General features: G+C 70.0%; 13 protein-coding genes. 8 read left to right on the forward strand and 5 right to left on the reverse strand.

The window, feature by feature from the left end:
- Positions 1-268 precede the first annotated feature (268 nt).
- Positions 269-688 (reverse strand): hypothetical protein, encoded by a 420-nt coding sequence (locus AB0I15_RS14525; RefSeq protein ID WP_358094742.1) that lies wholly within the window; start codon positions 686-688, stop codon positions 269-271.
- A gap of 177 nt (positions 689-865) precedes the next feature.
- On the opposite strand from AB0I15_RS14525, the gene AB0I15_RS14530 reads away from it, so the two are divergent.
- Entirely contained in the window at positions 866-1,534 is a 669-nt protein-coding gene (locus AB0I15_RS14530) for a hypothetical protein (RefSeq protein WP_358094744.1), read from the forward strand.
- Positions 1,535-1,692: 158 nt separating this feature from the next.
- Here the strand turns inward: AB0I15_RS14530 and AB0I15_RS14535 are convergent, their stop codons facing one another.
- Positions 1,693-2,643 (reverse strand): hypothetical protein, encoded by a 951-nt coding sequence (locus AB0I15_RS14535; protein WP_358094746.1) that lies wholly within the window; start codon positions 2,641-2,643, stop codon positions 1,693-1,695.
- A gap of 450 nt (positions 2,644-3,093) precedes the next feature.
- On the opposite strand from AB0I15_RS14535, the gene AB0I15_RS14540 reads away from it, so the two are divergent.
- From AB0I15_RS14540 to AB0I15_RS14570, 7 genes are all read left to right on the forward strand, one after another.
- Entirely contained in the window at positions 3,094-4,404 is a 1,311-nt protein-coding gene (locus tag AB0I15_RS14540) for an inositol-3-phosphate synthase (protein ID WP_358094748.1), read from the forward strand.
- Between the two features lie 193 nt (positions 4,405-4,597).
- Positions 4,598-5,767, forward strand: a complete 1,170-nt coding sequence (locus AB0I15_RS14545) for an erythromycin esterase family protein (RefSeq protein WP_358094749.1) — start codon at positions 4,598-4,600, stop codon at positions 5,765-5,767.
- A 206-nt stretch (positions 5,768-5,973) separates the two neighbouring features.
- Positions 5,974-6,273 carry a hypothetical protein gene (locus tag AB0I15_RS14550; protein ID WP_358094751.1) on the forward strand — a complete coding sequence of 100 codons (300 nt, stop codon included), beginning with the start codon at positions 5,974-5,976 and terminating at the stop codon, positions 6,271-6,273.
- Between the two features lie 321 nt (positions 6,274-6,594).
- Entirely contained in the window at positions 6,595-7,599 is a 1,005-nt protein-coding gene (locus AB0I15_RS14555) for an NAD-dependent epimerase/dehydratase family protein (protein ID WP_358094753.1), read from the forward strand.
- Entirely contained in the window at positions 7,586-8,275 is a 690-nt protein-coding gene (locus AB0I15_RS14560; RefSeq protein ID WP_358094755.1) for a PIG-L family deacetylase, read from the forward strand. Before AB0I15_RS14555 ends, AB0I15_RS14560 begins: the two co-directional genes overlap by 14 nt.
- Positions 8,272-9,213, forward strand: a complete 942-nt coding sequence (locus AB0I15_RS14565) for a methionyl-tRNA formyltransferase (RefSeq protein WP_358094757.1) — start codon at positions 8,272-8,274, stop codon at positions 9,211-9,213. Before AB0I15_RS14560 ends, AB0I15_RS14565 begins: the two co-directional genes overlap by 4 nt.
- Positions 9,198-10,856, forward strand: a complete 1,659-nt coding sequence (locus AB0I15_RS14570) for a hypothetical protein (RefSeq protein ID WP_358094759.1) — start codon at positions 9,198-9,200, stop codon at positions 10,854-10,856. Before AB0I15_RS14565 ends, AB0I15_RS14570 begins: the two co-directional genes overlap by 16 nt.
- On the opposite strand, the gene AB0I15_RS14575 is transcribed toward AB0I15_RS14570, so the two are convergent.
- The 3 genes from AB0I15_RS14575 to AB0I15_RS14585 are packed head-to-tail and all read right to left on the reverse strand — an operon-like array spanning position 10,835 to position 14,293.
- On the reverse strand, positions 10,835-12,820 hold the full coding sequence (locus tag AB0I15_RS14575; RefSeq protein WP_358094761.1) for a N,N-dimethylformamidase beta subunit family domain-containing protein: 1,986 nt from the start codon (positions 12,818-12,820) through the stop codon (positions 10,835-10,837). The two genes, AB0I15_RS14570 and AB0I15_RS14575, sit on opposite strands and share 22 nt — an antisense overlap.
- Entirely contained in the window at positions 12,817-14,061 is a 1,245-nt protein-coding gene (locus tag AB0I15_RS14580; RefSeq protein WP_358094762.1) for a condensation domain-containing protein, read from the reverse strand. The genes AB0I15_RS14575 and AB0I15_RS14580 overlap by 4 nt, the downstream gene beginning before the upstream one ends.
- Positions 14,054-14,293 (reverse strand): acyl carrier protein, encoded by a 240-nt coding sequence (locus AB0I15_RS14585; RefSeq protein ID WP_358094764.1) that lies wholly within the window; start codon positions 14,291-14,293, stop codon positions 14,054-14,056. Before AB0I15_RS14585 ends, AB0I15_RS14580 begins: the two co-directional genes overlap by 8 nt.
- Positions 14,294-14,301: the final 8 nt, after the last annotated feature.

Genomic DNA, 14,301 nt, shown 5'->3' on the forward strand with positions numbered 1-14,301 from the left:
TCTCCCCCACCCATGGCTCCCCAAGGCGCCGGGGGAGCCATGGGTGGCGTGCCGGAGCGACCTGTTCAGCCCTTTTCGGGGTCAGAGGGCGTTATTTCTGGGGGCTTCGGCTGCACCTGCTGTGCACGCTGGGCGGGTTGCCGGTGCTGTCCGCGCTGAGCGGTGCCAAGGTCGATGAGCGCGAGGCACGGCTCGGCCTGCCAGCCAGTCAAACGATCCCTGATCACATACGACCACTGACCGTGGCCAGACCCCTGGCATCGATCATCTAGATGCCGCGGGTCTGGGCCGTGCAGCCCGGGTCGGATGAGGCGCTCGTGTCGAACTGCGCGCCGAACTTCACGTACACCTGGTGCGGCTTCGGCCTGACCACCGAGATGTTCCGCGTGCCCGTCTTGCCGCCCTGGTAGTTGAAGGTCTTGAACATGATGTCCGGCTGGGCGTCCTGCATGAAGTGGAAGCGGACGGTGTTGTTGTCGCCGACGTCGCCGGCGATCCGCCAGGACAGCTGGGTGAACAGGTGGTTCGTGGCGGACGTCGCGTAGCGGACGCGGATCTCGATGCCGAAGTCGCCCTTCGCGCAGCGCGCGATCAGGTACTGGTCGGCGGATGCCATGGCGGGCGCCGCCGTGATCGACGCGGCCAGGCCCATGGCGGCGACGACCGCCACGTTACGCAGAATCTTCATGTCGTCCCTCTCGAAGGTCATGATCACAAGTCGTGCAGGTCGGCAACCGGGGGTCCGATCGTTGGCCGGGGCAACGCTAATGAGAGGTGGTATGTCGCCGGTATGTCACGGCCTGATGACGTGGCGTCAACGTTTCTTCAGCGTGAACTTTCGCGCGGGACGTGTCGTCGTACTCCCATGATCGTCATCGCCGGGGTCCGGGGGTTCACCTTGAGCGTGCTACGCGTGATCGCGCTGTCGGCCGCCGCGCTGGCCGCGGCCGGCTGTTCGGCCCAGACCGCCGAGCCACGGCCTGCCGTCATCCAGACCGTCACGCCGCACAGTCGCGCGACCGCCCCGGCCGCGCTGCCGCGGCAACCCGTCTCGGCGTCGTCCTCCCTCTCATCTCCGGCCGACCTTCCCAAGCCGACGGCGACCAGCGGTCTCGGGCCCCGTCCGCGCCCCAAGATCTGCGACCGTCGCGGCGAACACCGCGTACCCGCACCCGATGTGCTGACCGTCAGCGGCATCAGTGTCGACGGCGATCGCGTGGTGCTGCAGGCCAGGCCCTCCACCCTGGTCTGCGGCCCCAGGGTCGCCAACAACGGCTGCTACGAGCCGGTCTCCGGTCCCGCCAAGACCTACCGGCTGGCCCGGCGAGCCACGGTCGTCCTCATGGACATGAGCGATGGCCCCGTCGCTGCGCGCTACGGCGTCGCGACGTTCATCGAGCTGCTGCGCGCCACGCCCGAGCCGAGCCTGGAACGTGGCGGTCTCGACCCGCGTTTCCGCTCCTTCAAGACCATCTCCGTCGACCTCTCGGACGGCACGGAGATCACCACGCTCTCTCAGCACTACCACCCGTGAGTCGGCTCCACGGAGACGGAGACCGGTGATGAGCCGGTGTGATCAGCGGCCTACTGGCACCGCCGGGCCGCCTCGGTGATCTTGGGGGTGTGGACCAGCCGGCCGGTCAGTGATCGTCATGTTGGCCTCGGCGCCATGCCGTGCGCCTGAGAGCGGCGTCAGTCGGTCGGATAGCTCACGTAGGCGAAGGCCGAGCTGTCAGGGGCCCAGCTCGGGGTGTTCAACGTGCCTTGACCGCCGAAGAGATGGGCGACGGTCGTGGCCGCGGACCAGTCGTCCAGCGCGACGACTTTCACGTCGACCCGGACGTTGGCGGGATGGCCTTGAGTGCCGGGCGGGAACGAGATGTACGTTGCCCACCTGCCGTCGGGCGAGATGTGCGGGAACCAGTTGACGCGGTCGTCGAAGGTCAGTTGCTCGAGAGAACTGCCATCGGGGCGAATGCGGGCTATTTGGGCGTGCTCATCGAATAGTTCGGTATTGAAATAGATCCATTCCCCGTCCGGCGAGTACTCGCATCCGTCAGAATGCCCAGGCCCGGAAGTAAGTCTGCGATAACCGCCACCGTCCACCGACATCGTGAAGACGTTGCCCGGAGTCCGCTGGTTCCCCGGCGCCGGCCGCAGCCCGATGAACGCGAGGCGGTCGCCGCGGGGGTGTACGCCGTGCAGGAAATGGAATATTCCGTCGCCCGATGGATCCCCGGTGATCAGCTCGGCGGCTCCACCGCTGATGGGGGCTCGATATATCTGCCGGTCGTAGGCCGAGAGATAGATGTGCGCACCGTCGGGATCGAGCACGTGATCGTTGTTGAGCTGCGGAATCCCCGTGATCACGATCTGATCGAGTGGTCGCGTCGCGGAAAGGGACAGCCGCCAGAGCAGGCCCTCGCCATTGAGCACCAAGGCGTCACCGGAGAGCAGCCAGTTCGGCGACGAGAGCAGGCGCTGTGACGTTTCGAATTGCTTGACGGGATTCTTGCCGGCAGGGTCGACGGTCCAGACCTGACAGGTTTGCCCCGGCAGGAGTTTCGGAAAATTCACTATCGCCTCTCCTCGGTTCTTCACTTCATCGCCATCCGCTTCCCGCGCACGCGTTCGAAGATCCACGATAGCTCCCAGGAGATCGCCGTCTCCTCCGCACGTCTCGGCTTCGGCGGTAATGCCGCCGGAGGCTGAGGGTAGCGGGCATTCCGGACCAAGTGCGCAGGGGCGTCCCTCGGCAGGCTCCTTCGCACCGGGGGTCGCCTTGCGCGGCAGGACTCGAGCACCTATCGTCCTGATGTATCAACTCGATACATCGGGCTGACAGATCGAGCCACACGATCTGCCGTCGAGAACGCAGCTTTTGCCTGGATTGCGAGGTGCGGGCTCAGGAGTGAAGGGCAATCCCGCCGAGCGGGTGGACCGCCGGTTCGGCGGGCGGAGTGCGTCGGCGCAGTCGTCGGGCACGCGCCGGAGCACCGTCGAACACAGACCGGCCGTATTTCGGCGCAGTGGTTTCAAGCTCTGCCGGCGCTGCCGTGCCGGCACGGCATCATCCTGGAGGCGAGTGATTTCGTGGAGACATCCAAGCACCACATCGAGCCTGCCGCCGGTAGGTTGGGCGTCCTGACAGTGGGGCTCGGCGCCGTGGCGTCGACCGTTATCGCCGGCGTCGAGCTGATCAGGCGAGGTCATGCCGAGCCCATCGGTTCGATCACTCAGATGGGAACCATTCGCCTCGGCGAACGGAGTGACGACCGGGTACGGCCCATTCGCGACTTCGTGCCTCTGGCCGGCATTGACCAGCTCGTCTTCGGCGCCTGGGATCCGATCTCGGACACGGCCTACGAAGCCGCGCTGAAATGCGGCGTGCTCGACCGGCTCGTCCATATCGAACCGATCGCGGACGCGCTGAAAGAGATCGAGCCCATGCCGGCCGTCTTCGACCAGAACAGCGTGCGGCGGCTCGACGGCCCCAATGTCAAGTCCAAGGCGGGCAAGCGCGACCTCGCCGAGGCCCTCCGCAAGGACATCCGCGATTTCCAGGCGGCGCACTCCTGCGACCGCATGGTCGTGATCTCGTGCGCGTCCACCGAGACCTTTCTCGAGCCCGGCCCGGCCCACCAGGATCTGGAGGCGTTCGAGGCCGCGATGGACGCGAACGACGAGAGCGTCCCGCCCTCGATGCTCTACGCGTACGCGGCTCTCAAGGAGGGCGTGCCCTTCATCAACGGAGCGCCCAACCTCACCGTCGACGTGCCGGCGATGGTGGAGCTCGCCCTCACGGCCGGTGTGCCCATCGCCGGCAAGGACTTCAAGTCAGGGCAGACCCTGCTGAAGACCGTGCTCGCGCCCATGTTGCAGGCCCGCATGATGGGGCTCCAGGGCTGGTACTCGACGAACATTCTCGGCAACCGCGACGGCGAGGTGCTGGACGACCCCGGCAGCTTCCGCACCAAGGAGCAGACCAAGCTCGGCGTGCTCGAACACCTCCTGGAGCCGAGCCTCTACCCCCAGCTCTACGGCAACGTCCAGCACAAGGTGAGCATCAACTACTACCCGCCCCGCGGTGACAGCAAGGAGGGCTGGGACAGCATCGACATCTTCGGCTGGCTCGGCTATCCGATGCAGATCAAGGTCGACTTCCTGTGCCGCGACTCGATCCTGGCGGCGCCCCTGGCGCTCGACCTGGTGCTCTTCACGGACCTGGCCAAGCGGGCGGGGCTCAAGGGCGTACAGGAGTGGCTGTCGTTCTACTTCAAGAGCCCGCAGCACGCTCCCGACGTCCGTCCCGAGCACGACCTGTTCGTCCAAGAGGCCAACCTCAAGAACACGCTCCGCCGGCTGATGGGCGAGCGGCAGATCACCCACCCGGGGATGGAGTAGCCCCCGGCCGGCGGGCCGTTCGGCCCGCCGGCTTCCGGACGGGTGCCGATTGCGCGCCCGCCCGACGTTCCGCCACTCAGAAAATGGTGGGCGCCTGCTTGCCGGATGCATCGCCGATTGAAGGTCTCTAGCAGTAGATCCAGTATTTTCGGGGAAAAGTTTACACCGAAAGTTCAACGATACCGTTGAAGGCATGGATATCAAGGACACCGCCCGCCCACTCGACGGCGCGGGCATCTCGGCCTTCCTCCGGTCGCTGCCCGCCAGACCCCTGCTGCTCGGTCTGGGCGAGGCCAGGCATTTCGTGGTGGACATGGGCGAGCTGCGCAACGAGATCTTCCGGCACCTCGTCGAGCACGAGGGCTACCGGTCGTTCGCGATCGAGAGCGACTGCCTCATGGGCCTGGTCGTGGACGCCTACGTCACGACGGGAGCGGGGACACTCGACGACGTCATGGAGCGCGGCTTCAGCCACAACTTCGGCGCGGCACCGGGCAACCGTGAGCTCGTGCGCTGGATGCGGGCGTACAACGAGGAACATGATGAGAAGCTCCGGTTCTTCGGGTTCGACGGCCCGCTGGAGTACTGGGCGGCGAGCCCGCGCCAGGCGCTCACCGGCCTGCACGACCTCCTCGACGGCCCGCTCCGCTGCTCCCGGGAGAGCCTCGACGCGCTGCTGGGCCCGGACGAGCCGTGGTCGAACGAGGCCGCGGCCATGGATCCGTCGCAGTCGATCGGCCGGTCCGCCGAGGCCCAGGCGCTGCGGCTGATCGCCGACGACCTGGTGGCGCTGCTCGACATGCAGGCGCCCGGGCTGAGCGCGGAGGACAGGGAGCGGGCGGCACTGTACGGGCGCACCGCCACCGGCCTGCTCCGCTACCACTACTGGATGGCGGACACCTCCCCGGACCGGTGGACCCGGCTGTCGGCCCTGCGGGACGCGATGATGGCCGCCAACCTGCGGGCCATCGCCGAGCGCGGCCCGGCCCTGGTCTTCTCCCACAACCTCCACCTGCAGCGGAACAAGAGCCTCATGCCGTTCGGCGACCAGGCGCTGGAGTGGTGGAGCGCGGGGGCGATCACCGGGACGTATCTGGGCGACCGATACGCCTTCCTGGCCTCGGTCCTCGGCACGGTCGGCGGCGACACCCCGCCCCCGGACACCGTCGAGGGCATCCTGTCCACGCTCCCCTGGGACCATTCTCTCCTCGACGCCCGCCGCCTGGCCGAGGTCATCACGAAGCCCGCGCTGCGCGTCTCCCACGATTTCGCCTATTTCCCGCTGGACCCGGCTCACCTCGGCCTGATCGACGGCATCGTCTTCCTCAAGGAGCCTGTCACCGAGCCTGTCAACCAGGCTTGATGTCGCGTGGCCGCCGGCCTGGCCCGGCAGCCACGCCCTCCCCTGCCGAACGAAGAATGCGCAGGCGGAAAGCACCGGGCAGGTGATTGTCCGGCGAATGTCCGGGTAAAGTCCTGGCACTTCCTTGGGGCCGATACAAAACTACGTATTCGCCGGGATATTCACGCAGACCGTAGTTGGAAATGCTGAGGGGAGCCCCACCCACCATGCGCATCCTGAAGATCATCGCAGTTTCCGGGAGCCTGGCCGCGCTCGCGATGGGCATGTCCGCCCTGCCGGCCCAGGCCGTCTCGGCGGCAGCCGCCGGACCGGCGGTGGCAAGCGTCCAGCGGGCCGCGCCACAGTCGCCGGACGACTGCCTGCTCTATCTCAACGACCACGGCTATCCATCGACCCCGGCCAGGGTCAGCGCCTGCAACTCGCTCGTCGAGGCCTTCTGCATCGAGATCCTGGAAGACTCCGAAGTGCTCAGCTCTGTCGCCGTGACCGCTTGCCGGCTCTCGTAAGCGCCTTCCCCATGCGGTCGGAGCGCCAGGCCATTCGCCCGGCGCTCCGAGCGCTCGTTCAGGTCAGGCGGCCGAGCCCGCCGCCACCGCAGAGGTCCAGGTCGTAGCCGTCGCCTTCCCCGTCCGGCCCACCCGCAGGACGTCCGGCTCGTCCGTACCACCCGAACCGAGGGGCTCTCGTACGCTCCGGTGAAAACTTATGCCACGCGTGACAAGTGTGGCGAAAACTGTTTTAATCCCACGCTAGGCGCCACCGGGGCGGTACATCCCCGGTGTGGCCGTTTTTCCTCGAAATCGCGACTTCGTGGGAAAGGCAGGCTTGTGGGAGCTCCAAGTGGCGAAGTCATCGTCACGGGCGGTCTCGGTTTCATCGGCTCACACCTGGTGGACGCGTATCTCGAAGCGGGCCACCGCGTAACGATCATCGACTCCAGCGCAGGCGCGGTCATCGACGGCGAGGACTACGACCGCGACCCCCGTTGCACGGTCGTCCGGCAGCGTGTGGAGGACTACCTGGCGGCGGGCGGCGACTTCGCCGGCGCCGACCGCGTCATCCACGCGGCCTCCTACGTCGGCCCCGCGAGCATCCTGTCCAGGGCGGGGCGGCTGGGCCACGACATCATCGGCAGCACCGCACCGGTCATCGACGCCTGCATCGGCGCCGGAACGCCGATGTGCCTGTTCAGCTCGGCCGAGGTGTACGGCCGCAGCGGCGTCCTCGACGAGAAGGACGACATCGTCGTCCCGACGCAGTACAACACCCGCATCGAGTACGCGATCGCCAAGACGCTGGCCGAGGCGATGGTCACCAACAGCCGGCAGCACGGCCTGCGCGGAATCGTCATCAGGCCGTTCAACGTGGCGGGGGCGCGGCAGTCGCGGGCGGGCGGGTTCGTCATGCCCACGTTCGTCCAGCAGGCGCTGGCCGGCAAGCCGATCACCGTGTTCGCGGGCGGCGAGCAGGTCAGGGCGTTCATCGCGGCGAGCGACCTGACCCGGTTCCTCATCGACCACATGGACGCGGCGCTGGACGGCGACGCCACCGTCATCAACGTCGGCAACCCGGCGAACGCCATCACCATCATGGAGCTGGCCCATCGCGTGAAGAAGCTGCTCGGCAGCGCGTCGCCGATCGTCGGCGTCGACGGCAGGAGCGTGCACGGGCCGCACTACGCGGAGGCGGAGTCGTTCCACAAGGTCCCGGCGCTGCGGGCGGCGACGAGCCTCGGCTGGCAGCCCAGGATCGCGCTCGACGAGCTCATCCTGAGCACCGCCGCCTACTATCGCGCCCGCGAGGACCGGAGGGCAGTGAATGCGCCGCTTTGACCGCGTACTGGTGATCTCTCCCCACGCCGACGACGAGGTGCTCGGCTGCGGCGGTCTGATCGCCGCACAGGTCGGGGCGGGCGCCGAGGTCCACGTCCTGTATCTGGCGGTCGACGGCATGCGGCACTACGGCCTCGACGGCGCCACCACCTATCGGCAGCGGCTGGACGAGATCGAAGCCGTCCGGGTCACGCTCGGCTTCTCCTACGAGATCGCCTACGGCGACAGGGACCTGACCGAGCGGCTGGACACGCTGCCGCGCAGGGAGCTCGTCGACCTGTTCGAGCGGTCCCTGAACGAGCGGCGGCCCGACCTGCTGCTACTGCCCAGCTTCGCCGACTACGACCAGGACCACCTCGCGGTGTTCGGCGCCGGGTTCGCGGCGGCCAGGCCCATCGCGCCGCAGTTCGGCAAGTGGCTCGTGCCGACTGTGCTGCTGTACGAGATGTCGAAGATCCAGTGGGCGGCCGAGCCGATGCCGCGCTCGACGGCCTACTGCGACATCAGCGCCCATCTGGACCGCAAGCTGGAGGCGCTGCGGGGTTACAAGAGTCAGCACCGGCCCTCGCCGCACATCAGGAGCGAGGAGTCGGTGACGGCGCTGGCGACGCTGCGCGGCGCAGAGATCGGAGTCGCCCACGCCGAGGCGTTCGGCGTGCTGAGGGAGGTCCTGTGAAGACGTTCGCGTTCTGCACCGGTATGGAGTTCGCGGCGCCGGCCGTGGACGTCCTGGCCGCTCAGGGCACTCCCCCGTCGCTGCTCATCGGCTACCCGCCCCAGCTCCAGCACCGCTCGGGCTACGCGCCGCTGCAGGACGCGGCGGCCACGTACGACATCCCGCTGCTGGAGACGGCCGACATCAACGACGGCCGGGCGCACAAGCTGGTCACCGACCTGGGCATCGACCTGTTCGTGGTCGCCGGCTGGTCACAGCTCGTCCGTGATCCGCTGCTGTCGGCGTGCCCGCTCGGCGCGGTCGGGTTGCACCCGACCCGGCTGCCGGAGGGCCGGGGGCGGGCTCCGCTGCCCTGGACGATCATCAAGGGCATCCGGTCGAGCGCGGTCAGCCTGTTCTTCCTCAACGAGGGCGCCGACGAGGGAGAGCTCATCGCCCAGCGCGAGTTCACGGTGAGCCGCCGCGACGACGTCACCGAGGTGTACCGCAAGGTGACCGAGATCAACATCGAACTGCTCGCCACGTACGTGCCGCTGCTGCTCGACGGTCAGGTGGTGGCGCGCCCGCAGCCGCCGGGCGGGTCGGTGTGGGAGCGGCGGCGGCCGGAGGACGGCCTGATCGACTGGTCCAGGCCGGCGAGCGAGGTCTACGACTGGGTACGCGCGCTGGCCGCGCCGTACCCGGGAGCCTTCACCTTCGCCGGCGGGCGCAAGCTGTTCGTCCACAGCGCCGACCTCATCGAGTGGGGTGAGCACCGGGAGCCGCCGGGCACCGTGCTGGTGCCGGTCTGGTCGACCGGCACCGCCGGGGCGCTGGTGGCGTGCGGTTCCGGGCTGCTCGTCGTCCGCGAGGTCCAGTGGGAGGGCGCCGGACGGCTTGACGCGCTGACCCTGCTGGAGTCGGGTGAGCTCGCGGCAGGCACATGTCTGGGGACGTGACGCTCACCGGGGCGGTGATGGCGCATCCCAAGCGCAGAGAGGCGGCCGTCCGCCTGGCGGGCGGCGTCCTGGACGTGGTCACCGACCCGGATCCGGGAGGGCGGCCGTCGGCGTTCCGGACGTCGCTGCTGGCCTGGTCGAGCATTCCCGAGGGAGCCACCCACCACGTGCTGCTCCATGACGACATGGTGCTGTCGGAGACCTTCTTCGAGCGGGCGGCGGCGGCTGCGCGGGCCATGCCGGACGCGGCGCTCGCGCTGTTCGCGTTCTGGAACTCGCGCAACGGCGCCGCCGTGCGGCTGGGCGCGCTCGCCGGGGCGCGCTGGGTGCGCGGGGCCGGGGAGTACACGCCTGTCGCGGCCCTGCTGCTGCCCCGGCGGGTGGCCGAGGGGTACGTCGGCTGGGCCCGCGATCGGGGCGGCACCTGGCCGGACGACGTCCTGATGGGCCGCTACCTCCGGCAGGCCGGTGTGCCGGTGTACGTCGCGGTGCCCAGCCTGGCCGAGCACGAGGACCTGGCCAGCCTGGTGGAGAACGACTTCCAGGGGCTGCGGCGCTCTGCCTGTTTCATCGACGACGAGCCGCTCTCCGGCGAGGACCGGGTGCTCGGGTCCCTGGCCGCGATCCCGTTCTTCAAACGCGGGGTGGCCCAGTGCGCGGTGCCCGGCGCCTCGGGGTGGCGGGACATCCGCTGTGCGGACTATCTGGACGGGCTGGGCTTCGACGTCGGCGGCCTGCGGGCGGGTTTCACGGGCCGCTGGTGGCCGCTCTGGCTCACGGCCTTCGCCATGGGCGTGGTCCAGGAGAACGCGGGGGATCCTCGGGTGCTGGATCGGGCGCTGGGGACCATGGGAGCCGGCGGGCTCTGCCATGAGCTCGGCTCTCGTGAGCTGGCCCGGCTGTCAGAGGAGCTCCACGACGTCGCACGGGACGGGCTCGCTGCGGGGCTCTCGGCGTCCCCTCGGCCTGCCGCGCGGCCGACGGTGGCCGTGACCGGGGCCGACACGTGGCTGCGCGAACAGCTCACGTGGGCGCTCGCCGACCGCGGCCACCTGACCGCGCCCGATCCCGACGTGGTGGTGCACGTCTGCGCGCCGGACGCCGGCACGGACTCCGGCACGGATCCGGCCGAGGAGGTACGGCGGGCGCGGGCGGCCTTCTCGGGCCACGCCGGGCGCAGGATCCTGCTGACCTCAGGTGGCTCGCGCGGGATCGAGGTCGAGGAGGCGGTGGTGTTGCGCCTCGGTGAGCCGTACGGGCCGGGGATGCCGCCGGGCGGGACGGTGATGGAGCAGGTGCTGCGCTCGTCCCTGAGCCGGCCGCTGCGGGCCGACGGCGGGGCGGGCCGGCTCGTGCACGTGCGGGACGTCGCCGCCGCCGTCATCGCCGCCCTCACCCGTGGCGCGGGGGTGTACGACGTCGCCGCCCCGCGGGAGGTGAGCGGGCTGGAGTTGGCGGAGGCGGTGGCCAAGGCGGTCCGGCCCGTGCCGATCGAGGCCACGCCTGACGCGGGTGTGACGGAGGGAGTGGCGGTGGACGTCGAGCGGGCCTTCGGCGAGCTGGGGTGGCGGCCGGAGGTGGATCTCGACTACGGGCTGCACACGTGTGCGCAGTGGCTGGCCTACGAGAGCGACCGCCAGTAGAGCCGTCCGTCGGGTGCCCCGATGACCAGCCGTCCTGAGGCGGCGGCCAGCGCGACGCGGCCTCCGGAGAGGGGCGGTCCGGGGCTCCCGTTCGCGGAGACGCCGCCATCCTCGGAGAGGGCCGGTGCGGAGACGGTCGTGGGCCACGACGGGCCGAGGTCGGTCCAGTCGAGATTCCGACGGTCGACGGTTCGTGTCAGGACGCGGTCGCCCGCGATGGCGAACAGGCGCCCGTTCATCGCCGTCAGGCCCGTGGCCCCGCCCCCGCCGCCGATCCGGGTCCAGGCGGCGTCCGCGAGGCGGCGGATGGGGAGGTGCCAGAGCTCGTCGTCCGAGGTGAGGGCGAACAGCGCCTCGTCCGCGGCGGCCAGGTCGGTGGTGCGCTCCGGGGCCCGGCTCACGTCCGTCCAAGGGGCCGGGGACAGGACGGGGTCCCGATAGCGGATGACGCCGTCGGGGGCCAGGCCGTACAGGCCCGCCGGCGGGCCTCCGTGGGCCTCGCGGGGGGCGGCGAGCGCCTGGGCGTCGGTGGCGTCGATCGGGCGCCAGGGCAGGTTCTGGCCGGACAGGTCGCGCGTGCTCAGCCCGCCGCCGGGCCCGGCGGCGAAGAGCCGGTTCTCGCACACGACCAGCGCGACCGGCCGGGCCTCCGCGGCGGGGGACGATGCGGCAGGCGGACGCGACGGGGCAGGCGGACGCGATGAAGCGGCCGAGTGCGATGAAAGGGCCGGACGCGATGGGGTGGCCGGGCCGATGTCCTCCCATCGCGGTGGGCCGGGAAGGCGGGAGAGGTGGTCCAGGACGTTGCGGGTGATGCGGGCCAGGACCGGGTCGGCGGCCAGGGTGTTGCCCCAGTTGATGGTGCCCGCGTTGAAGACCGTCCCGGCCCCCAGCCGGTGCACGCCCATGGTGGCCGCGCCGCCCCTGCCGTATCTGCGCCAGTGCGACAGGTCCGCCGTGGCGAGGACGACGAACGACGGCGGGGTGCCGTCGCGGCCCGTGGCCCGGGGGACGCCGTCCAGCCACTCCAGGTCGGCGGCGTCGGTCTCGTAACCGAGCGCGCCCCTGCCGAACGTGTCGCCGTCCCGCAGGCCGGTGCCGGTGTAGACCCAGTGGTCGGCGAAACGGGCCGTGTAGGACTCCTGGGACATCACCCGCGAGTCGACCCAGCAGCCGGCGCCGTTGCGGAAGGTCAGCCCGGTGAGGGTGTTCTCGGGACGGTTGACGGGGTCGCTGGGCCACTCGACGGTGGTACGGCCGGGGTCGGTGCGCGCGAGGGGGTCGGCGACGGCGTCGCGGTAGCAGACCATCGTGCGCAGGTCGTCCTCGAAGCGGACCTGCCACCAGCAGGTGTTGCCGGAGAAGATGGCGATGTTGCCACCACCCCGCGCGAACGCCTCGACCGCGTCCCGCATCTCCCACGACCAGTACTCGTCGTGTCCGTTGATCACCAGCAGCCGGTAGCGGCTCAGCAGGTCGAGACCGCCGTGCAGGTCCAGCCCCGAGCAGTAGTCGACCGCGTATCCCGACGGCCCGAGCCACCGCAGCAGCCCGAGCTCCCACTCCTCGACCTGCGGCCCCGCCCCCGGCCGGTCGAAGCTGACCTTGACCGCGCGATCGGGCTGCTCGGACTGGTAGAGCCCCTCACCGGGTACGCCGGGCCGGTTGTACGCCTCCCAGGTGGGAAAGGGGATCGCCACCACCACCGGTGAGGCCGGCGCACTCGCCCGTACGACGAAATACGCGCACCCGTCGCCCAGGACCGCGCGGTAGAGGGAGCTGGGCCAGTCGGAGCCCACCTCGAGCGTCCAGGTGTCGCCGCCGGCGGTGTCGCGGAGCACGACCCGCCCCGACGGCACGTCCTCGACGGTGATCGTGCCGCCGTCGACGAGCGGGTCGCCGCACAGGTGGAACCGGAGGGCCTCGCCCTGCGCGCACGACGTGGCCGCCGCATACAGGCTCATGCGAACGCCGCTTCGACCAGCGTCGACTCCAGGTCGAACAGGAACCGTTCGATCGCCGGCGGCGCGAGCAGCGCGGTGTCGGCGTACAGCGACACCTCCATCCGCCCCGGCTCACCGCCGACGTGCAGCCGGAAGTCGCAGATGTTGCGGTCCATGGTGTCCGTCCAGGCCACCTCGGTCCGCTCCATCGAGGCGCGGACGGCCCGCTCGTCCAGTTGGGTCGCCTCGTCGCGCTGCACCAGCCGCTGGTCGTTGAAGCAGCCGAACGACCTGATCCCCGCCCCCACGCCCGACACCGCCTCCTCCATCGCGTACGGATCGAACTGGGCCTGCCGGTACGCCTTCATGGCCACGCGCCAGCCCTGCCGCACCAGCTCGCCGAAGTCCGAGGTGCGCAGGTCGAGGAGCACGAGCCCCTCCTGCGAGATCGTGGAGACCACGTCGCGGCGATCGGCCGCGAACCGGTTGTTGACGATCACCCGCATGCCGCAGAACCGCTGGCCCGTGAGCCGCCCGGCGAGCCGGATCGCGGCGGTGAGCAGCACCGTCGAGGAGCTCACGCGCGCGCGGGCCGCCACGGCCTGAGCCGCCGCGGCGATCGCCGCGGAGGTCATCGTGGCCTCCCAGAACCGCGGGTGCCGGGGGGCGTCCGACAGGGTCACCGGATCCATGCGCCGGTATTCGGACCGCCAGAAGGACAGGGCCTCCTCCGACACGCGGCTGCCCTCGGCCGAGCGCTGCCATGCGGCGATCTCGCGTGGTGTGGCGCTCTCCACTGGTGGCAGCGAGTCGCGCAGCAGGAGCAGCCGGAAGTCCTTCACCAGGAGTTCGGCCGCGTGTCCGTCGGCGGCCAGGTGGCACAGGACCAGCACGACGTGCCGGACCTGTTCTCCGTTCACGAGGAACGCCACCCGCAGCGGCCACTCCTCCCAATAGTCGAACGGCTCGGCCGACAACCGGTCGCACACCACCTGCGCGGGTTCGTCCGTCACCTCGACGTAGGGCCGGGCGATGGGCGAGATCCGTTGCCGGGGGTGGTCGCGGGGCCCGCTGAGCCGGGTGCGCAGCGCCTCATGCCTGGCGACGAGCCTGTCCAGGGCGTTGACGGCGCGCTCGACGGTCACGGGCCGCTTCGGCGCGGCGAAGATCCGGCCGATGTTGAGATAGTGCTCCTCCGGCCGCGCCGCCACGACGGCCCGCCAGATGTCCTGCTGTCCCCACGTGAGCGGCGACTCAAGCATGGAGCCGCAGGTAGTCCACCAGCTCGTCCAGGCTGTCGGCCGACGCCAGGTCGAGTTCGACGCCGAACTCCGCCTCCACCGCGTCGATCAGCCTGAGATAGCCGAGCGAGGTGACGCCGAGATCGGCCAGCCTGGCCTCGCCCGTCAGCACCTCGGCCGCCTCGACCGCGCCATCGGTGGCCTTGGCGACCATGTCGGCGAGCCGTCCGCGTAGCTCCTCGTCCGTCTGCACCTGGAAAA

Origin of the sequence: Nonomuraea sp. NPDC050643, from assembly GCF_040654715.1 — a bacterium.
In the GTDB taxonomy this organism is placed as follows: domain Bacteria; phylum Actinomycetota; class Actinomycetes; order Streptosporangiales; family Streptosporangiaceae; genus Nonomuraea.